Below are 20,012 nucleotides of genomic sequence, written 5' to 3' on the forward strand. Positions count from 1 at the left end.
CGACGGGAGGGTCCCCCGGCCGTCACCGGCTCGCGGCGGATCGCGGCGCGACGGCACCGGACTCGTCCTGAGCCGCGTCGGTGCTGCCTGCGACGGCGGACGCCTGGGGCCGGGGCGCCCAGTGCCCGACAGGCGTACGCGTACGACCCGGTGCCGGAGACGGCTGACGGCGGCGCTTCACGAGGAGCCAGGCGGCGCCGATCACGGCCGCCACGGCGAGCACGGCGCACGCCAGGGCCAGCTGCCCCGAGACGGGCGCCCGCGACACGACGGGGGCCGGGTCGGAGGAGCTCGGGCCGACGACCCAGTGCACGGTGCTGCGCACGTCGTCGAGACCGCGCCGGTGCACGACGACATCGACGTCGACCGGTCCACCTGCCGGCAGCTCGAGGGCCGCCGACCAGCGCGACGGCGTCACGGCGATCGCCGTCACCGGCGCCTGCGCCACGGCGGGACGCGCGTCGACGCCACCCGACGAGCTGCCCCGGACGGTGACGGACACGCCCGTGACGGGCCCGGGGGACGGTCGACGCGTGTCGAGCACGTCGATGAGGGCCACGCTGGCGCCCGGACGGTTTGGCCGCAGGGCGAGGGTCTGCTGGAGGTCGGCGACCGGCCGGTCGTCGATGACGCTCGGCGCCTGCTCGCTGACGAGGCGGGGCGAGACGGCGGGCTGCCCCGTGGCGAGGAGACCGGCGAGGGCGACGACGACGAGCAGGCCGACGGCCTCCACCGCGACGAAGGCTCGTCGGGCCTGCCCCTCCTGCAACCCCCGAGGGTGCAGGGCGCGAGTCGTCGCGAGCGCGACGAGCCCGACGAGGCCGGCCAGGACGACCTTGGCGAGCAGGACGCGACCGTAGGTGGTGAGCAGCGCGGCGTCGACCGAGACGACGACGTCGCTTGCGAGGTAGACCCCGGTAACGGCGACGACGACGACCGAGACCGTGGCGGAAGTGCGGAAGCCCCGCAGGACCGAGCGGACGTCCGATCGCGAGAGTCCCAGCCGTACGGCGCGCACGCCGAGCAGCGCGAGGGCGGCCACGGAGCCCGCCCACAGGAGGGCGGCGACGAGGTGCACCGTCGAGGTGACGACCCACGTCGGGCCGCCGCGGACCCCGAAGTGACCGATGCTCACGGTGAGCAGGCCCGCGCCGAGGAGCGCGGTCGTGGCTGCGACGTCGCGCGACACCCGCCCCGAGGCCGACCGGTCCGGCCGGTCCGGCCGGTTCGGCGGTGCCGGTCGGAGCGCGAGCGCCGCGCCGAGCAGGGCCGCCTCGCGCAGCCCCCACCGCAGCAGGTAGCCGGGGGTGAACGCCGCGGCGCCGAAGCGGACGAGGTCGACGAGCGCGACGGCCAGGGCCGCCGTCGCCCCGACGACGAGGAGACGGAACGCCTGACGGCGGAGCCAGGCCCGCGGCATACCGCTCGTCGGCTCCGGCAGGCGACGGAGCAGGCGTCCGACGACGACGGCGCCGAGCCCGGCGCCGATCCCCGCGAGGACGGCCCACCGGCCGACCAGCTCGAAGAGGTCCGGGTTGCTCTCGCTCGGACCGGCAGCCTGCACCTCGCTCTGCACGCCGAAGGCGAAGATGCCCGCGGACTCGTGGAGGTCGTCGCTCGACAGGGTCCGCCAGGACACGTGGTACGCGCCGACCCCGAGCGCGGGGATCGTGGCCACGACGGTCGCCGGCGCCTCCTGGTCCTCGTCGCTCTCGACGAGCGTCATCGACGTCGGTGCCACGCGGTGACCGTCCGGCTCGGTGACGGTGATCTCGGTCGAGGCGAGGACGACGTGCTCGGTGAAGCGCAGCTCGATGCTGCGTGGGGCTGCCGCGAGGCTGGCCCCATCGGCCGGGTTGCTCGACGCGAGGTAGGCGTGGGCCGAGGCCGGGCCCGCGCCGAGGCCGACGAGCAGGGCCGTGCCGAGAGCCACCACCAGGGTGAGCAGGGCCCGTCGGAGGCCCATCAGAGCACCGGGACGTGCTCGAGGCGGAGGCCGCCGTACTCGATCGTCACGTCCTCACCGGCGCGGAGCGCGCCACCGGTGTTCTGGTAGACGAAGTAGTACGTCGCGCCCGCGCGGTTGATGTGCCCCTGTCGCATGACCGAGACGCGGTTCGTCGAGCCGTCACGGGCCTCGCTGCGCAGCACCGGCGGGTGCTTGACGTCGGCCTGGAAGCGGCTCGCCTTGTCGACGTCGAGGACGACGTAGCTGACGGTGACGAGGCCCCCGTCGCCGACGACCGCGACCCGCGAGATGCGGACGCCGAGCGCCGTCTCCATGGCGGCGGAGTGCGGGACCGGTCGCCCCGGGTCGTCGCCGCCTCGCAGCGCACGGGCCCCGAGGAGACCGAGGACCGCGACGACGAGGACGGCGACGACGGCGAGCGCGGCCCTGGCCCGGCCCTCCCGACCCGTCCGCGTGGACGGGTCGGAGGGGCCGGAGGGACCGGCCGGCTGGACCGGCGGAACTGCTGTGGTGGTGCTCATTCGGACTGCCCTCCGATGCTGCCGGCCGGGGTCACGGGCAGGTGACCCCGGCACGAGGTGGGACCGGATCAGGGGATGCTGTTCCGGGTCGAGACGAAGCTGTCGAACCAGGCCGTGCCCGCCGTGCTCGACGTGGTGCCGGCGATGACCCCGAGACGAGCCGTCTCGATCTGCATTGCCGTGCCGGTGTTGTTGCCGGACCGCGTGTCACGCAGGGTGCCGTCGACGCGGAGGGTCAGCGACCCGCCCGTCCCCTGCACCCAGTCGACGCGGATCGTGTGGTTGCCCGCCGCCAGGCTGAGCGCGTTGCTCGTCGTGGCGCCGAACGCCGCGCGGTTCATCACGGTGCGGAGCGTCACCGCCCCCGTGCCGACACGGTGGTACTGCACGGCGAACGACTGACCCGTGGCGCTGCGCCCCTCGAACACCGTCAGCCATGCCGTCGTGCTGGTGCCCGACGAGAGGGTGTTGGCGTTGAAGGAGAACTGCGCGCGGTAGGTCGTCTCGGCCGACGGCGTGGTGTCGGTGACGTACGCCGGGGTGGCCGAGCCGGTCGCGACCATGCCGTAGTTGCCGGTGCCGAGCGGTATGCCGGCAGCCAGGGCTGTCGTGACCGCACCGCTCCGCGCCGACCAGCTCGACAGCGAGGTGCTGTTGAACGTGTCGCTGAAGATCGCGTTGGGTCGGGTCACCTGGACCGTCACCGCGGACGCGTTGCTCCAGCTGCCTGCGGCGTCCTGCACGCGGAGGTTGAACGAGACGGTGCCGGGCTGGATGCCGGTCAGCGGGATCGCCGCCGACACCCCGGTGCCCGAGTCGGTGACCTGGACCCGCGTGGCCTTGCCGGCGCCGGGGTCGGTCGTGCCGGTCCAGAACTCGGCGCCCTGGAAGCGCGGCCCGACGTAGGTCGGGACCGGGGCCTCCGTGACCGGCGCGGACAGTGTGACCGTGGCCGAGCCGTTGGTCGGGTTCGGCGAGGCCGTCACGGCCCCGAGGACCGGTGCCGTCTTGTCGACGAAGAGCCGCACGAGGGCGTTGCTCGCGGTGAGGCTGCCCCAGTTGCCGGCGGCGTCCTTGCCGTGCACGTAGACCTGGTGCTCGCCGGGCGTCATCGCCTTGACCTGGGTCAGCGGGATGAGGCCGTAGACCTGCTCCGTCGGCGAGTCGAAGGCACCGTCGACGGCGATGAGGCTGAGGCCCTTGCCGAAGGTCGGTGTCGTGCTCGTCGGGTCGATGAAGGCCTCGCCGGCGAGCACCGGGCTCTGGAGCCCGTTGCCGGCGTCGCGGTCCTGCAGCTCGGCAGAGATCACGAGGTAGCCGGGGTAGGACTTCGAGCTGGCGACCGCGTTGGTCGGGTTGGGCCCGACGGTGGCGGCGTTGACGGCCGGCGCGGTGAGGTCGACGGTGAGGTCGACGGGCACGGCCGGCCCCCAGATGTTCTGGGAGTTGCGGCTGTGGACCCACACCTGCGAGGTCCCCTCGCCGAGAGCGAGGACGTCCGCGGCCGGGATGGTCCCGGTCTCGGCGACCTTCGTCGCGACCCGGTTGAGGGTCATCGCGTGGCCGGAGCCGTTGGCGCCGGCGGCCGCACCGAGGAAGTACTCGGCGCCGGTGATCGTGCCTCCGGCCGCGGTGTCGTCACCGGTCGCGTTGACCGTGACGGCGCCCTTGCCGCTCGCGGGCGACGGGCTCACCGAGAGTGCGACCGTCTGCGGGCCGGACTTGGCCACGTTGAGGATCACCGACCCGACGACGCCCCAGTTGCCGGCGGCGTCGAGACCGCGCACGAACACCGTGTGCTTCGTCGACGTCAGGCAGTGCAGGTCGACGGGAGGCACCGGCGCAGCACAGTCCGCGGCGGTCGCCACGGCTGGGATCGTGCCACTGACCGTGGTGGTCTCGACGCCGAACGGCCCGGTCATCGGGACGCCGCTGCCGACGCCCACGGTGACCGCGTCGTCGACGACGAACTCGGCCTGGCTGACGGTGCCGCGGCCCGTGGTCGCGTCACTCACGGTCGCGGTGACGGTGACGGGGCCCGTGGCGTCCGTCGGGTTCGGGGTCGCGGTGATCCCTGTCGAGACCGGGCCCACTCCGTCGGTCGAGGGTGCGGGCGCGTTCGTGTCGAGGAAGGTCATCATGCCGCCGAACGCCACCGACAGCGGGTCGGCCGTGGTCTGGCCGGCGTTGTCGAGGCGGGCCGAGGACTCGTAGACCGCGATCTTCGACTCGGGTCCGGACGGGACGGTGACGAGGGCGTCGACGCTGACCCCGGGGTCGACCGGCACGACGACGGACGGCTCCGGGAACGCGAGACCGTGTCCGTCGTGCGACAGGACGACCTGGTCGGCGCCGAGCGTGCTCATCGAGTGCAGCTCGGACCCGACGTTGACGTAGCGCAGCAGCACCGTGTGGCCCTGGTCGGTCGGCACGGGGTCGCTCGACGGCAAGGGCTTGCCGTTGATGAGCCGGTAGGCCGGGTGGAACTCACGCATGTCGAAGGACGTCGGGTGGGCGTTGAGAGCGGGGTCGATCTCGCTGAGCACGAGCACCGCCTCGTCCTGGTAGGTCTGGCCGTATGCCGTGCCGTCGCCGAGGACGACGAGCGCGCCGGCAAGACCCATCGCCACCTGCCGGGCTCCGCCCGAGGTGTGGCCGGCCTCGTAGAGGAACGTGCCGGGTCGGCCGGCGGTGAAGACGTAGCGCGCGGTCGCTCCCGGCGCGATGCCGGTCGTCGCGGCCGCCGTCGGCAAGCCCTCGCTGATGGACGCCGCGGGCTGCCCGGGCAGGGCGAGCGAGGTCGGCTCGTCGAGTCCGTTGTGCAGCGTCAGCACGACCCTGTCGCCCTGGCGGGCGATGATGGCCGGACCGGGCGCGGTGGCCGCCCCGGCCGAGGTCGTCGAGTAGCCCCAGATCGGGATCGGTTGTCCGAGAACCTGGTTCGTGCCGGGCTTGGCCCAGAGGTCGCACGCGACGATCTCAGGGTCGGGCGCGGAGGCCGGGGTGACGGTGCAGCCGGGCGTGTTCGGGGTCAGCTTGCCGACCGGTGCCGCCGGCGCGACCGCGGGTGCGGCGGCCGGGGCGACGGAGGAGGCGACGGCGGAGGCCGAGGTGGCCGCGGAGGCCGACGAGACGGCATACGCGGTCGTGGCGGCGAAGGGGACGGTCGCGAGCGCGGCGGCGACGGCGGAGACGCCGAGGCGGTGCCGGAGGCTGGGTCGAGAGGTCATCGTTGTCGTCCTCAGCTCGTCGGGCAGCCGGCGGGCGGGTCGATGCGGAAGACCGTCATCATGCCGCCGAAGGCTGCGCCGTAGTTGGTCGCCTGCTGGAGCGCGTGGCTGTGGGCCACGTGGTAGTACTCGCCGCACTCGTTGTTCACGGTGATGTTCGACGGGTAGGTGCCCTTCGTGCCGAGGTAGGGGCTCTCGCTGAACCACGTGTCGGCACCCACGAGCAGCTGGTCGGTGATGACGGGCAGCTGCGTCGGGATCGGGTTCGACGTCGCGTCCCAGTGCTCGACGTCGCGCCAATCCATCAGCGCGTCGACGGTCTGCCCGGGCATGACGTCGATGTCGTACTTGAGGTACGAGAGATCCTGTGGCGCAGTGGCGCTCGTGCCCTGGAGGGCGTGCCCGTCCTTGTTGACGACGCGTTCGTCACTCCCGTGCGGGTGGAAGGGGTAGTTGCCCCGTCCCGCGTTGAGGTAGCGGATGACCGCCGGGAGCGGGTTGCTGGCCGCGTCGTACGGCTTGATGTGCACGAGGGCGCCGTAGGGCTGGCTCGGCAGCCACGACGCGTTGTTGGGCGCGAGGGTGTCGGGCATGCTGCGGCCGTTGATGAGGTAGTAGCGCGCGTTGTAGGCGCCCCAGTCGACCGGCTGCGAGCGCTCGACGGCCAGGTGCACCTCGGGGTCGATCTCCGAGAGGAGGAAGACGTACTCGTGCTGCGGGTTGAAGGCCGAGTCGGGGCGGGCGTTGACCTGCCCGGCCGCGCCTGCGGGTCGCACGACGAGGGCTCCGTAGAGGCCCATCTGCTGCTGCTTCGTCACATCGGTGCCGCTCGAGTAGAGGTACGTCCCGGGCGAGCCGGCCGTGAAGGTGTAGGTCACCGAGCCGCCCGAGGCACCGGCCGGCTGGACCATCGAGGTGAGGGAGCCGCCCGTGTCGAGCTGCGGCTGGGCCGGGTTGCCGTTCGCCTTGACCGCCTTCTGGCCCGGGAAGAGGATCGAGGTCGCCTCCGGCAGGTCGTTGTGCAGGATGACGGTGACCGGCTGGCCGGACGTGACGCAGAGGACCGGGCCGGGCAGCTGGAACTGTCCGGAGCTCATCCCGTAGCCCCACATGTAGATCGAGTTGCCGTCGGGGGTCGAGACGTAGCCCGTCCGCGCGGTGAGCGAGAAGGTCTGCTGCGGGTCCGTCTGGCAGAGCAGCCCCTCGGACGTCGCAGCCTGGGCACCGGCGGTCGAGCCCACGGCCACGGCGGCCACGAGGGCGCCGACGGCCGCGAGGATGCCCGTGCGCCGTCGGGTACGCGCGGCACTCGCCGCGTCGCCCGGGTGGCGTCGTGATCGGTTGAGTCGCATGATCGTCCTCCGTCGGCTCGTCAGGTGTTGGGCTGGGTCTGGGGCCCGTAGGTGCCGGGCGCGCCGACGCGGAGGACGGTCATCATGCCGCCCCAGCCGGGTCCCCCGCCGTTGCCCAGATAGGCGTAGTTGCGGTCGTAGAGCAGGTACTCGCCGGGCTGGTGGGGCGTGACGAGCACGTCCCGGCTCTCGCCGGGCCCCACGTCGACGGTGTTGGTCTCGAGGTAGTTCGTGTAGCCGTCGCGGCCGCGGAGCAGGCTCGCGTCCTTGGCGATGACCTGCATGTCGACGTTGTCGAGCGTCAGGGCGTGGTTCTGGTAGCCGAGGTTCGACATCCGCAGCAGCACCGTCTCGTTGACGTTGCAGGTGATGAGCGAGCTGATCGGCTGGTACTGCAGCCGACCCGCCGCCGCCGACGTCGGGTTGCCCCCCGGCGCGATGGTGTCGGGGTAGCCGCGCCCGTTGAGCAGCCAGAAGCTCGGTGCGTAGTCGGTCCAGTCGCTGACCTGGATGTGGGCGTCGCGGTAGTGGGCGGCCGACCACAGCTCGGTGATCATGAAGGCGAACTCGCGGTCGTAGCGCGTGCTGCCGTCGCCGTCGTTGTACGCGTACTTGGTGCCGATCGGGTGGCCGGCCAGCGGCGTCTTGTTCTGCTTCGGCCGCACGAAGACCATGCCGGTCATGCCCATCTGCACGTGCTCGACGTCCTCGAAGTGGCAGTGGTACATGTACGTGCCGGCGTCGCGGGGGCGGTAGAAGTAGGACAGGTCGCGCCCGATCGGCACGGCGAGGGAGAGCTCCGGCACGCCGTCGAAGAGCGGGATGGCATTGACGAAGCCGTGCCAGTGCAGCGTGTGACCGTCGAAGAGGTCGGGCCGCATGACGAGTCCGAGGTTGGACAGCGTGATCGTCACCTCGTCCAGCTCGTCGAAGGCGAGCATCGGCGCCGAGATCTGCGCCTTGCCGCGCGTGGCCGCCACCTGGGTCGCCGACATGCCCGTGACGTCACGGAAGCCGAAGACGTAGGTGTCGAAGGGCGACGGCGCGAGCGAGTCGGGGAAGAAGGGCAGGTCGTCGGGCGAGCCGGCCGGCATGCTGACCCAGCCGTCGGTGCCGGCCAGGTGCACCGACTTGGCGGGGCCCGTGGCGGCGGCCTGTACGACGGTCGGGCGGGCGGCCTGCTGTCCGAAGCTGAGGCGCGTGCCGAGGAAGACGCTGCCCACGGCGCCCGCCCCACCCAGCATGACGGCTCGTCGGCCGAGACCTGAGCCCGCCGTGCGCCGTGCGGCGTCTGAGCGTGATTCGTCGGTCATGAGGTGCTCCTGAGGTCGGTCCGGCTCCTGCGCCGGACGGGTGGTGAGTGGGTTGGCCCCCGGGGCGCCGGGGGATCCAGTGGGAGTGACTGGGATGCCCCGGGGGCCGGACTGTGGGGTTACGGGTAGTACTGGTCGGAGCCGGAGTCGAACCGTCTTGCCGTGCCGACGACGGTTGGCCGTTGCTGGTTGTCGATGTCGCGCGCGGCGGCATTGACGACTGCGGTCCACTGGGTGGTGATGCCGAAGAGCGTCTGGCTGCCGTAGGTGACCGTCGTCGTCCCGCGTCCCTTGCCGTATGCCGTGGCTGCCGTCCCCGAGAGGTGGTAGTCCGCCCGCAGGCGTGGCGGCAGCAGGGCCGTGACGATGGCCGCCTCCCGGAAGGCCGGGAAGGTGCGGGCCGCCAGGACGGTGACGGTGAGGTCGGGCGTCGGGTCCTTGAACCCCGGCGTGTCGCTGACGGTGACGCCCACCCCTCCGTCGGTGCCTGTCGTCGTCTGGATGACGCCGCCCACCGGGTGGAGCGTGCCCGGGCCTCCGACGACGGCCATGTCCCACGTGTCGACCGAGTTGGCCGTGCCGTCGGGCAGGGTGCCGCCGATGCCGTAGACGTAGCCGCCGACGTAGGTGCCGGCGCGGTTGTCGTTGAAGACGTTGTCGAGGAGCACCGGCTTGCTGAAGGTCGACTGCCCGGTGACCTTGACGAGCGCGAAGGCGCCTGCGGTGAGGCCGCTGCTGTTGAGCTTGGCCATGAGCGGGTCGCTGTTCGGTCCGGTCGCGAGGCCGGCGGGGGCCGGCAGTCCGTCCGAGGTGACCGCGGTCGCCGTCGTCATGTTGCCGGCGACGGTGTTGTCGACGATGGTGACGAACGGCGCGTCGTCGAGGGCGATGCCGCCACCCTCGTGGGCCGACACGTTGTTGGTGATCGTGTTGTTCGTGATGGCGATCGTCTGCGGGTCGGACCGGGTGACGTGCGTGCCGGCCACCTGGAGCAGTCGGATGCCGCCGCCGTCGTCGCTCGCGAGGTTCGCGTCGATGACGTTCGCGTCGATCGTCGCCGCACCGGTGCCGGGGCTGAGTCCGGTCGGGCTCGACGGCAGCTCGCCGGCGAGCATCACGGCGCCACCCTCGTCGTAGGAGCTGTTGAACCAGATGGTGTTGCCGGAGACGGTGCCTCCGTCGCTGCCACCCGCGTTCGACATGTAGCCGAAGGCCGTCATCGCGCCGCCGTACTCCGCGGAGAAGTTGCCGCAGATGGCGTTGTGCACGACCTTGTAGCCGTCGCTGCCGGTGAAGAGCCCGATGCCGCCGGCGAGGTTGGTCCCGCCGTTGTTGAGCACCTGGTTGTCGGCGATGAGCGTGTCGTAGTTGCGGTTGTCACCGGTGTACGGCGTGCCCACTCGGATGCCGCCGCCGTAGCTGCCGCTGTTGCCGACGATGACGTTGTCGGTGATGCGGACGCTCCGGTTGTTGTTGTGCAGGTAGATGCCGCCGCCCTGGGTGACGAGGGCACCTGCCGCGCCGTACGGCGTCGTGACGCCGCCGGTCAGCACGTTGACGTTGCCGGGGAAGTCCGACTGGGCCCCGCCGGTGACCTGCAGCCCGTCGATGGCCACGGGGTAGGCCGCGTCGTTGACGGAGGCGCGCGTCGGGTCGTCGAGCACGGTGATCGTCGCGGCGTCGGGCACGTCGAGCTCGCCGCTGTAGGTCAGCGTCCCGAGCCGGGTGATCCAGGCCGTGCCACCGGGCAGGTCGGGGCTGAAGCCGGACCCGTCGATGATCGAGCCGGGCACCCACTGCTGCGAGCCGTCGGCATTCGTCGTGAAGCCGCCCGGGCCCACGCCCTGGATCGCGACACGGTGGTGGACGAGGAGGTTCTCGTTGTACTCACCGCGCGGGTTGAGCGCGGTCGCGGCACCGGGCCAGACGACGACGAGCCAGTGGCGCCTCGTCGAGGACGGCGTGGCAGCCTCGAGCCCCTTCTGGACGGTGTCGTACTGGCTGTTCGGTCGGACCTCGATGACGTTCGGGTTGTAGGTGGTCGAGGCTCCCGAGGCGGGTGTCGTCCCGAGGTTCCAGATGGTCAGGCCGTTGTACGTCGAGCGCTTCGACGCGTTCGTGACGCCGACCTTGAGGGGACCACGAGCGGTCGTGGCCGTCGACGTGAAGGTCGGGACGGTGAAGGTGATGCTCGTGTCCGACCAGGTGCCGTACGTCGTCACGGGGACGTTCGTACCGGCACTGTTCGTCAGCGTCACCGAGCCGGTGCCGCGGGTCGCCCCGAAGCCGGTGCCCTGGATGGTCACCGTCCGGCTGGCGTCGGTGGACCGTAGGTACGGCCGGCTCACGGCGAACAGCTGCGGGTCGGTCGTGCCGAGGTTGCAGCGCGCCGGGTTCGACGCAGTGGTCCCCGGGGCGAGCACGGTCGCGGCCGCCTGGGTGGGCGCGGTGTCGGTCACGGTGTAGAGGCCGGGCCAGCCCTGGAAGTTGGTGCTGATCGTCCGGTAGGCCGGGTTGTAGTCCGGGTTCGGGTCACCCGGCCCGCCGGGGTCGTTGCCCGTGAAGCGGTACATGTTGGGGCAGGGACCGGCCGGGACCGGGCAGTTGTACGTCCCGGTCGAGGGCTCCAGGGCCTCGTAGAAGCCGTTGAAGTCGGTGTGCGTCGTGTCGACGAGACGTCCGCTCCAGTCGTAGAGGCCGACGGGGACGTTGGGCAGGCCCTGGGCCTCGCCGTAGTTGGCGCTCCGCTTGTCGAGGGACAGGCCGAGGTCGTTGATCGTCAGACCCCAGAAGTGCGTGGGGATCGGGACGGGCGTGAACAGGTTGAAGTTCGGTGCGACGGTCTGTCCACTGCGGACGGTGATGAGCTTGGAGTCGCACAGGGGCCGGTCCTGGCCCTCGAAGGGGCTGCCGCCGCCGTCGAGGAAGGCCGGGTTCGTGACGCGCACCGTGTGGAGCGCGCCCGCGCAGCCCGAGATGATGCCGGCTCCCTGCGACGGGGGCTGGGTCGGGGGCAGCGGGTCGTTGCCGGTGCCGGGGCCGTCGGAGGCCGCCTCGGCCACGGTCGGCGGGAAGTTCTCCTGGGAGAGGTAGGTGTCGCCGTCGAAGACGTTGACGTCCTCCTCGCGGGTGACCTGGTACATCGGCTTGCCGTCGACCGGGTCCTTGGGCACCTCGACGGCGACGATGTAGTCACCCGCGTCGAGGCCGCCGAAGCCGTAGTTGCCGTTGACCGTCTGGCCGGCCGCCCCGGGCGTGTTGTCGGACGGGCCGACCTGCACTCCCATCATCGGTGCCTCGACGCAGAGGTTGTTGGCGTCGGGACCGGACTCGGGCAGGGCGAGCTGGTCGGTCAGCTCGGTGCCGTCCCACTGGCGAGCGGTGCAGCCCCGCGGCGGAGCCCACTCCTCGCTCGGGTAGTGGTCCTGGACCTCGGCGCCCTTGACGAGCGCGCCGCGCTCGGGGTCGGGGTTCGGGATGGTCGCCGGAGCGGTGGGGTCGGTGTCGTGGGCCGGGTTGGGCACCGACAGCGGCACGATCGCCTTGCCCTGGCGGCACGCGTTCGCCTTGTCCTCGGCCGTCGTGGCCGAGCAGGGCACGGAGGCGTAGACGTGGACGTTCACGTCGGGGATGCCGGGCTGGTAGTCCTCGCTCACCGCGTCGGCCGGGTCGAGCTCGTTGCGCGTCACGTCGTAGGACACGGTGGCGGCGATGCCGCCGTTCTCGTTCGTCGCGTACGGCTCGACGCCCCAGTCGATGCGGCCCGAGAGGCCGATGACGGGCAGGAAGTCGATGTCGACGAGGCCGCCGAGGATGGTTGTCGGGGAGTCCTCGTTGTCCGCCTGGTAGGTCACCCCGGTGGTCCGGTAACGGGTGTTGAACGCCTCGAGGACGAGCCACTTGCTGAGCGGGTAGCCCTCCTTGATGTCGTAGACGCCGTCGTCGCCGGTGTTCACGAGGTTCGTGTACTGGTCCATGAGCGAGTTGTCGCGCTCGCGGACCGTCAGGGTGAAGCCGGGTACCGGCGCCTCGCCCGGGTCGCGCTTGCCGTTGCCGTTGTCGTCGACGAAGACCGTGCCACGCACGTGCGTGAACCAGCCGACGAGCATCTTGTTGCCGACGTCGACGAGGTCTCCGCCGGACACCTCGACGTTGAAGCTCCACAGGATGTAGTCCTGTGCGTCGTCCCAGAGGGTCAGCTGGTAGGTGCCGTCGGGGACGTTCTTGATGTCGAACGAGCCGTTGGCCGCGCCCCGCCCTACGTAGACGGCCGCGTCCCCGGCGGTGAGGTCGGAGAGCGCCACCCACGGCGACGCGATCGGACCGGCGTACTTGGCGCCCGCCCAGCCGGTCTCGGGGACGACCTGCCCGTTCTGCCCGCCGATGTAGGGCAGGCCGGCGACGGCGACGCCCTTGACCTCGCCGGTCGCGGAGGACGCGGGCATGGCCTTGACGCGGACGAAGCCGAACTGGGTCGCGGGCACAGGCTCGGCGCCCTTGATGAACTCGGTGTCGAGGCCGGTGTCGCCCTCCTGCACCCAGATGTCGTGGTCGTGCCCGCCCTCGAGGGTCGTCGTCTGGACCCAGCCGGCCTGGCCGGCGGGCGGGGAGACGGTCGCGCCGTAGCGGTTCGGGCCGAGGTTGGGGATCGTGATGACGCCCGAGGCGTCGCTCGTGCACTTGCCGGTGGAGCGGGTCGTGTCGACGACCGGCTTGCCGTCGGTGCCGAAGAGCATGCGGCCCGCCGAGTCGTGCCGGTAGACGGTGCACAGGGCGTTGCCGTAGTAGTCGGTGCTCACCGGTCCGAGGACGTCGGAGAGGTTGCCGGTGAAGCCGGACAGACCGCGCTCGGCGTCGGCCTCGTAGGTCCCGTCCGCGGGGACGTTGTCGTTGAAGACCTGGATCTTGATCGTGGCGAGCGGCAGGGGCAGCGGCTGCATCTCGACGGCGACGAGGCCCTTCAGCCCCGCCTTCACGGTGAAGTGCGCGCCGTCGATCTTGTAGCCGTCTGCGGTGACGGAGATGAGGTACTTGCCCGGGTCGAGGCCCTCGAGGACCTTCGCGGAGTCGAGGTCGGCCTCGGAGCCCTGCGCGACGATCTTCGAGAAGCCCGACGTGGGCCGCACCGAAGGCCACGGGCAGCTGTCGGCATACGGCTCCGTCGGGTCACCCGCGGCGGGGTTGGCCGGCTTCGTGCTGCCGCCGGGCGCCCGCGAGGGGAGGCACTTGTCGAGGAGCGGTGCGTCCGCCGTCCCCGGGTCGCCGGTGCTGTCCTCGTTGACCATCCACTGGTAGGCCGTGACGTGGTCGCCCTTCTGGATGAAACCCGCGCCGGTGCCGACCGACCGTGCGCTCGCGACGGTCAGCGTGATGCACCCCTTGCCTGCCGCGGTCGTCGACGGACAGGGTCCTCCCGTCGGGGTGGTCACCGCCGGTGCCGCGGCCTGTGCCGCGGCGGGCGCCGCGGGCGCCACCGCCGGTCTCGGTGCGGCGGCCGCTGCTGCCAGCGGTCCACCGACCTGAGCCACTCCGGCGATGGCGAGTGCGGTCAGTCCGGCGATGATCGGGACGCAACGCCTACGCAGCCTTGGCATGTCCACGGCAACCCCCACGTGATGCTCTGCAGGGCTCGGTGCGAGCCCGTCGTCCCGCGAACGTCGCACGCGCCGTCACGGCGCCCTGGCGAGATGGGTGGAGGGCTCAGGCAACTGTCATGGACGGGGTCGGCTTCGGCTCAGGCACCTGTCACGTCGTTGCCAGCGCGCCGTCATGTTCCTGTCATGTTGGCGCCCGATTTGCGCGGAAAGATCCGGGTCTCGTCCACAGATTTCACAGCTCTGTGACCTTTCCCACTCCGCGTTCCCACGCTCAGATCCATACTTGGCGACAGATCGGGGAGGGGGACTCTCATGGCAACAGTCATGGTGGTCGACGACGAGGAACGCGTACGCACGTTGCTGGCGAAGTCGTTGTCGTCCCAAGGACACTCGGTGGTGACCGCTGCAACGGCCAACGCCGCGATAGACCGGCTCGCGTCGAGGGACGTCGATCTCGTCGTGCTCGACCTCGTGATGCCCGGGCTCAACGGCATGGCCGTGCTCAACGCGATCAAGGAGCGCAAGCAGACGACGCCCGTGATCGTGCTGTCGGGTGTCACCGACGTGGGAGCACGCGTCGAGGCGCTCGACCGCGGCGCCGTCGACGTCGTGTCCAAGCCGTTCAGCCTGACGGAGCTCATGGCTCGCGTCCGGCGCAACGTCGGGGCGGCGCGTGCTCCCGCCGACGACGGCTTCCTCGAGGTGGCCGGCATACGTCTCGACGTGGGACGCCGTCGCGCGACGTTCCGGTCGCGCAGCGCCTCGCTCACCGAGCGGGAGTTCAGCCTGCTCGCGCACCTCATGCGACGCGCCGGCCAGGTGTGCCACAGGGAGGAGCTGCTCCACGACGTCTGGCACCTCGACTTCGACCCGGGCAGCAACGTCGTCGAGGTGTGCGTCGGCAGGCTCCGCGCCAAGCTCGGCCAGGACATCCCGGTCGAGACGTTGCGCGGCGTCGGGTACGGGCTCTACGAGGACGCCTGATGGTGCGCCATCGGATGGTCCTCGTCTGGAGCGTCTTCGCCGCGCTCTGCTCGGCCGCGATGATCGCCCTTCCCGGCAGCGAGACGGTGCCGTACCACATCGCCTGGGCGGCCTTCGCGCTCTGCTTCGGCCTCGAGCAGTGGAGCCCGCGGTCCACGTGGGTCGGCCTCGGCGTCTTCACCTTCGTGACCGGCGCGATCCTCGTCTACCGCGTCATGACCGACGTCCTCGAGTGGCAGGAGACGACCGAGATCCCGCTCATGCTCCTGCTCATGGCGCTCATGATCTGGCACGTGCGCCGTCGTCAGCAGGCGCTCTCGGACCTCACGGTCAACGCGGCACGGGAGCGCGCCGACTCGACGATGCGCGAGCTGCTCACGTTGCGCACGTCGCACGAGATGCGGTCTCCGCTCATGATCTCGCGCGGCTACCTCGAGATGCTCATGGACCGGACCCCGCCCGGAGAGGACCTCGCCGACCTCCAGGTCGTCGACGAGGAGCTCGAGCGGCTCACCCGCGTGTGCGAGCGGCTCGTGCGGAGCATGCGCGTCGGGTCCGACCTCGAGGTCACCGAGGTCGAGCTCGACTCGGTGCTCCACCAGACGGCCGAGCGGTGGTCGGCGGTCGCCCAGCGCAACTGGAAGGTCGAGTCGTCGGCGCTCACGCTCCACTGCTCAGGTGAGCGGCTGCGAGCCTGCCTCGACACCCTCATCGAGAACGCGCTGCGCTACACGGAGCACGACCACGACACGGTCCTGCTCTACGCGCGCCCGATGCGCGGCGCCATCGCGATCGGGGTCGCCGACTCGGGCCGCGGCTTCACCACCGACATGCTGCGCTCGGCCGCCGGTCAGGACCTCCCGAGCGGCGTGCTCGACGGCGTGCGCGACGACCTCTCCCAGACCGGACTCGGGCTGTCCCTCGTGCGCGACGTCGCGACGCGACGCGGCGGGTGGGTCCAGCTCGGGGTGTCTCCGTGGGGCGGCGCGGACGTCGCGATGATCCTGCCGGTGCGTCATGCCGCGCCGACCCTGCCCGTCGCACGCCCGACCGCGGTGATCGCCCCGGAGGCCAAGGAGCAGATGGCGTTCCTGCGTTCCGGAGTACGGCGCGAGCCGGACACGGGGACGGGGGCGCGCAGCGCCTGAGGTTCAGTCCCCGCGCGACCACCTGAGCCGCACCTGCTGGCCGGGGCGCAGCTGGGCGGCGAGCGCGACGGCTCGTGGGGTGAGCACGGCGACGACCGGGTAGCCACCGGTCACCGGATGGTCGGCGAGGAACACGACGGGCTCGCCCCCGGGTGGCACCTGCACCGCCCCGGGGACCATGCCCTCACTGGGGAGCTCGCGGTCGGCATACGCGGACCTTCGCTGGATCGCTTTGCCCTCCAGTCGGATTCCCACGCGGTTGCTGCGCGAGGAGACCGCCCAGGAGGTCTTGCCGACCGCGGTGAGGTCGCACCAGTCGCCACGGGGACCGGGCACGACGTCGAGCACGACCTCGCCGTCGGTGAGGCTCGGTTGCGGTGCCACCTCGACGACGGGGAACGTCGCCGGCGACGGCCCGATCGGGAGCACGTCACCGACGACAGGCAGCGGCGGCCCCACGCGCGCCAGGGTGTCGGTCGCCCGTGAGCCCAGCACCGGCGCGACCGCGATCCCGCCACGCACAGCCAGCCACGTGCGCAGGCCGGCCGCAGGCACTCCGAGGGTGAGCACCGCCCCGTCGGCGAGCGCGACGGGGGCGCCGTGCGGGACCGGTCGGCCGTCGACGTCAGCGGGGCAGCGCGCGCCGGTGAGCGCGACGAGCAGGTCACCGCGGGCGCGCACCGAGAGCCCGCCGAGAGTGACCTCGAGCGACGCGGGCGTCGGCCCGCCCGGCTCGTGGGGGTCGAGCAGGTGCCCGACGAGCCGCAGACCGAGGACGTATGCCGTCGGGTCGGCCGCCCCGGAGCGGCCCACCCCCGCGTCGGCGAGGTCCGGGCGGCCGAGGTCCTCGACGAGGGTGAGCGGCCCGGTGGCGAGCACCTCCAGGCCGCGCCGAGCCGAGCCCGCGTCCACACCGACGTCCCCGCCCTCCCCGACCACCCCGTCGAGTGGACTCGCCGTCGCATCCGTCCCCGCGACCGACGGGGCGGGCTGGGCCACGAGGTCACTGGACGCGGTCTGGCCGGCGTCGACGAAGCGGACCGGCGTGCCCGGCGCGAGCAGCGCGGGCGGGTCGCGGTCGACGTCCCAGAGCACGGCCTCGGTCGTGCCGATGAGCTGCCACCCGCCGGGAGAGTCCTGCGGATAGATGCCGCTGAAATCGCCTGCGAGAGCGACGGATCCGGCAGGGACGCGGGTGCGGGGCTCGCTGCGACGCGGCACGCGCAGGCGCGCGTCGCCGTCGACGAGATAGGCGAAGCCGGGCGCGAAGCCCCCGAACCCCACCCGCCAGGGCGTGCCGGTGTGGGCGCGGACCACCTCGTCACGGGTCAGTCCGGTGAGGTGGGCGACCTCGTCGAGGTCGGGCCCGTCGTAGTGCACCCGGATCTCGACGACGACCTCAGCCCCTCCGTCCGGCGGGGTGATCGCCACCGAGAGGCCGGCCGCCTCGTCGAGGCAAGCCCGGCCGACGTCCGACCGCCGCCCGGGGTCCCGGAGCACGACGAGCACGGTGCGCGCCCCGGCCACGAGGTGGTCGACGCCCTCCCATACGCCCGTGGCGCGCTCGACGAGCGACGCCAGATGGGCACGCAGGGCGAGGGCGGCATCGGTGTCGGCCACCTCGACGAGCAGGGCTGCGCCGCCCATGGGCAGCAGCCGGGCCTCCACGCTCAGCCCGCGAAGGGGCGGATCTCGACGCCGGACTGCTCGAGCGCAGCGCGCACGGCCCGCGCCATCGCGACCGCGCCGGGGGTGTCGCCGTGGATGCACACCGACTCGGCACGCACCTCGACGTCGGTGCCGTCGACGGCGGTCACGAGGCCCTCCTGCGCGAGCCGGACGACGCGGGCCGCCACCTCTCCCGGGTCGTGGAGCACGGCGCCGGGCTCGGTCCGCGGGACGAGTCGGCCGTCCGGTGTGTACCCACGGTCGGCGAACGCCTCGGTGACGGCGCGCAGCCCCGCGTCCGTCGCGAGCTCGAGCACGAGGCTGCCCGGCAGGCCGAGGACCGGCAGGGAGGTGTCGACCGCCACGACGGCGTCGACGAGCGCCCTGGCCTGCGCCTCGTGGTGGACGACCGCGTTGTAGAGGGCGCCGTGCGGCTTCACGTACGCGACGTCCGTCCCCTCGACCTGGGCCACCGCCGAGAGGGCGCCCAGCTGGTAGATGATGTCGGCGGTTAGCTCGTCGGGCGGGACGTCCATGAAGCGCCGCCCGAAGCCGACGAGGTCGCGGTAGGCCACCTGCGCGCCGACGACGACACCGCGCTCGGCGGCATACCGGCACGTCGTGCGGAGGGTGAGCGGGTCGCCGGCGTGGAAGCCGCAGGCGACGTTGGCGCTCGTCACCACGTCGAGCACGGCGGCGTCGTCGCCCAGGGTCCACGCCCCGTAGGACTCGCCGACGTCGGCGTTGAGGTCGAGTCGCATGACCCGATCCTGCCCCACCGGAAGCGGCTCCACCGGGTCGTTCACCTCAGGCCGTCGTAGTGCCCGGGCAACCGCCGTTCGTATGCCGTGAGCACCTCGCGCGCGACGGTCACCGAGTCGACGAGCGGGTGAAGGGCAAACGCTTGCACCGCAAGAGATCTCGACTGCTCGACGGCTGCCCGGATGACGAGCTCGTCGACGGCCTTGACCTGCTGCACGAGGCCCAGCGCGTGGCCGGGGAGCGGGCTCACGGTGACGGGAACCGGGCCGGCCGCGTCGACCCGGCACGGCACCTCGACGACGGCGTCGTCCGGGAGCCCCACGACGGCGCCGCCGTTGCGGACGTTGAGGATGAGGCGCGCGGGCTCGTCACGCGCGATCGCGGCCATGAGCGCGAGCGCCACGCCCTCGTAGCCCCCTCCCTCGACGTCGGCCTCGGCGCGCTCCTGGGTGTGCCCGTCGTCGCTCTCGCGGGTCTCCTGCATGTAGGTCGCGTTGCGGTCGCGTCGCACGGAGTCCCAGCGCTGCCAGGCCTGCTCGGGTTCGGCAGCCACTCCGGCGTAGAAGTCGGCCTGTTGACCGACGAGGTACTCGCCGCGCGTCTGCGGCGCACCGGTGATCTGGGCGATCGCATCACGGGTGAAGTAGTAGTAGAAGAGGTACTCGTTCGGCAGGGCACCGAGCGTCCGCAACCACTCGGTGCCGAAGAGCTGACCCTCCTCGATGGCACCCAGGGCGACGTCGTCCGCGAGGAGGTCGGGAAGCAGGTCGCGGCCGTCGTGGCGCAGCCCGGTGAGCCAGCCGAGGTGGTTGAGCCCGGCGTAGTCGATCTCGAGGTCGTCGAGGTCGTGACCGAGGGCCGTGGCCGCGCGCTGCGCGAGGCCCAGCGGGGAGTCGCAGATGCCGACGACCCGCTCACCGAGCACCGACTGCATCGCCTGGGTGACGAGCCCGGCCGGGTTGGTGAAGTTGATGACCCATGCGTCGGGCGACAGACGGCGTATGCGTTCGGCGACGTCGAGCGCGACGGGCACGGTGCGCAGGCCGTAGCCGACTCCCCCGGGGCCGGTCGTCTCCTGGCCGAGGAGGCCGAGGTCGAGCGCGATCCGCTCGTCGGCGGTGCGGCCGTCGAGACCTCCGACCCGCATCGCGGAGAAGACGAAGTCGGCACCCGCGAGCGCCGTGTCGAGGTCGGTCGTCGCCGTGACCGTCGGGGGCGCAATCGTTGCGCCGGAGTCCGTGCCGGCCAGCGCGGCCTGGGCCGCAAGCACCTGGCGCATGACGTCGAGCCTGGCGCCGTCCGTGTCGTGCAGGACGACCTCGGTGACGTGTCGGTCCGCGGTGTCGCGCAGCAGCGCGCCGTGGACGAGCGGCACGCGGAACCCGCCCCCGCCGAGGATCACCAGCTTCATGGCAGCACCACCCTCGGACCGTACCAAGGTGTGACGGCGGGGCCACTCGACCCGGGG

At 72.0% G+C, this 20,012-nt stretch carries 11 protein-coding genes; 2 read left to right on the top strand and 9 right to left on the bottom strand.

Going from position 1 to position 20,012, the window contains the following annotated elements; all coding sequences use genetic code 11:
- Nucleotides 1-22: 22 nt before the first annotated feature.
- The 6 genes from H283_RS0100205 to H283_RS0100230 all read right to left on the bottom strand — a co-directional run bounded on the left by H283_RS0100205 (nucleotide 23) and on the right by H283_RS0100230 (nucleotide 13,979).
- Nucleotides 23-1,966 carry a copper resistance protein CopC gene (locus tag H283_RS0100205; protein ID WP_020141492.1) on the bottom strand — a complete coding sequence of 648 codons (1,944 nt, stop codon included), beginning with the start codon at nucleotides 1,964-1,966 and terminating at the stop codon, nucleotides 23-25.
- The gene (locus tag H283_RS0100210; RefSeq protein WP_020141493.1) at nucleotides 1,966-2,490 is read right to left on the bottom strand and encodes a hypothetical protein; all 525 of its coding nucleotides are present in this window, start codon (nucleotides 2,488-2,490) and stop codon (nucleotides 1,966-1,968) included. The genes H283_RS0100205 and H283_RS0100210 overlap by 1 nt, the downstream gene beginning before the upstream one ends.
- Nucleotides 2,491-2,558: 68 nt before the next feature.
- Complete coding sequence (locus H283_RS0100215) at nucleotides 2,559-5,720, bottom strand: multicopper oxidase domain-containing protein (protein ID WP_020141494.1); 3,162 nt, start codon at nucleotides 5,718-5,720, stop codon at nucleotides 2,559-2,561.
- Between the two features lie 11 nt (nucleotides 5,721-5,731).
- Nucleotides 5,732-7,072 (bottom strand): multicopper oxidase domain-containing protein, encoded by a 1,341-nt coding sequence (locus tag H283_RS0100220; RefSeq protein WP_020141495.1) that lies wholly within the window; start codon nucleotides 7,070-7,072, stop codon nucleotides 5,732-5,734.
- A 20-nt stretch (nucleotides 7,073-7,092) separates the two neighbouring features.
- Nucleotides 7,093-8,385 (bottom strand): multicopper oxidase domain-containing protein, encoded by a 1,293-nt coding sequence (locus H283_RS23450; RefSeq protein ID WP_020141496.1) that lies wholly within the window; start codon nucleotides 8,383-8,385, stop codon nucleotides 7,093-7,095.
- A gap of 119 nt (nucleotides 8,386-8,504) precedes the next feature.
- A complete protein-coding gene (locus H283_RS0100230; RefSeq protein ID WP_156022879.1) occupies nucleotides 8,505-13,979 on the bottom strand; it encodes an IPT/TIG domain-containing protein in 5,475 nt (1,824 codons plus the stop codon).
- Between the two features lie 315 nt (nucleotides 13,980-14,294).
- Here H283_RS0100230 and H283_RS0100235 point away from each other — a divergent pair, with 315 nt between their 5' ends.
- Both H283_RS0100235 and H283_RS0100240 read left to right on the top strand, forming a co-directional pair.
- Nucleotides 14,295-14,966: a response regulator transcription factor gene (locus tag H283_RS0100235; RefSeq protein WP_028785226.1), complete on the top strand. Its 672-nt coding sequence runs from the start codon at nucleotides 14,295-14,297 to the stop codon at nucleotides 14,964-14,966.
- Nucleotides 14,966-16,114, top strand: a complete 1,149-nt coding sequence (locus H283_RS0100240) for a sensor histidine kinase KdpD (RefSeq protein ID WP_081633728.1) — start codon at nucleotides 14,966-14,968, stop codon at nucleotides 16,112-16,114. Before H283_RS0100235 ends, H283_RS0100240 begins: the two co-directional genes overlap by 1 nt.
- 3 nt (nucleotides 16,115-16,117) lie before the next feature.
- Here the strand turns inward: H283_RS0100240 and H283_RS23455 are convergent, their stop codons facing one another.
- Genes H283_RS23455 through H283_RS0100255 form a run of 3 tightly spaced genes read right to left on the bottom strand, consistent with a single transcriptional unit; the run spans nucleotide 16,118 to nucleotide 19,955 of the window.
- Entirely contained in the window at nucleotides 16,118-17,761 is a 1,644-nt protein-coding gene (locus H283_RS23455) for a carboxyltransferase domain-containing protein (RefSeq protein WP_043647987.1), read from the bottom strand.
- A 23-nt stretch (nucleotides 17,762-17,784) separates the two neighbouring features.
- Nucleotides 17,785-18,543 (bottom strand): LamB/YcsF family protein, encoded by a 759-nt coding sequence (locus tag H283_RS0100250; RefSeq protein WP_020141500.1) that lies wholly within the window; start codon nucleotides 18,541-18,543, stop codon nucleotides 17,785-17,787.
- Between the two features lie 41 nt (nucleotides 18,544-18,584).
- A complete protein-coding gene (locus H283_RS0100255) occupies nucleotides 18,585-19,955 on the bottom strand; it encodes a 6-phospho-beta-glucosidase (protein WP_020141501.1) in 1,371 nt (456 codons plus the stop codon).
- Nucleotides 19,956-20,012: the final 57 nt, after the last annotated feature.

It is taken from the genome of Terracoccus sp. 273MFTsu3.1 (assembly GCF_000383675.1).
Lineage (GTDB): Bacteria > Actinomycetota > Actinomycetes > Actinomycetales > Dermatophilaceae > Terrabacter.

What these genes read in the sequence shown, in the direction of transcription:
- H283_RS23450 (WP_020141496.1), bottom strand. Translation starts at nt 8,385, where the DNA reads ATGACCGACGAATCACGCTCAGACGCCGCACGGCGCACGGCGGGCTCA.
- H283_RS0100210 (WP_020141493.1), bottom strand. Translation starts at nt 2,490, where the DNA reads ATGAGCACCACCACAGCAGTTCCGCCGGTCCAGCCGGCCGGTCCCTCC.
- H283_RS0100235 (WP_028785226.1), top strand. Translation starts at nt 14,295, where the DNA reads ATGGCAACAGTCATGGTGGTCGACGACGAGGAACGCGTACGCACGTTG.
- H283_RS0100255 (WP_020141501.1), bottom strand. Translation starts at nt 19,955, where the DNA reads ATGAAGCTGGTGATCCTCGGCGGGGGCGGGTTCCGCGTGCCGCTCGTC.
- H283_RS0100220 (WP_020141495.1), bottom strand. Translation starts at nt 7,072, where the DNA reads ATGCGACTCAACCGATCACGACGCCACCCGGGCGACGCGGCGAGTGCC.
- H283_RS0100250 (WP_020141500.1), bottom strand. Translation starts at nt 18,543, where the DNA reads ATGCGACTCGACCTCAACGCCGACGTCGGCGAGTCCTACGGGGCGTGG.
- H283_RS0100215 (WP_020141494.1), bottom strand. Translation starts at nt 5,720, where the DNA reads ATGACCTCTCGACCCAGCCTCCGGCACCGCCTCGGCGTCTCCGCCGTC.
- H283_RS23455 (WP_043647987.1), bottom strand. Translation starts at nt 17,761, where the DNA reads ATGGGCGGCGCAGCCCTGCTCGTCGAGGTGGCCGACACCGATGCCGCC.
- H283_RS0100205 (WP_020141492.1), bottom strand. Translation starts at nt 1,966, where the DNA reads ATGGGCCTCCGACGGGCCCTGCTCACCCTGGTGGTGGCTCTCGGCACG.
- H283_RS0100230 (WP_156022879.1), bottom strand. Translation starts at nt 13,979, where the DNA reads ATGCCAAGGCTGCGTAGGCGTTGCGTCCCGATCATCGCCGGACTGACC.
- H283_RS0100240 (WP_081633728.1), top strand. Translation starts at nt 14,966, where the DNA reads ATGGTGCGCCATCGGATGGTCCTCGTCTGGAGCGTCTTCGCCGCGCTC.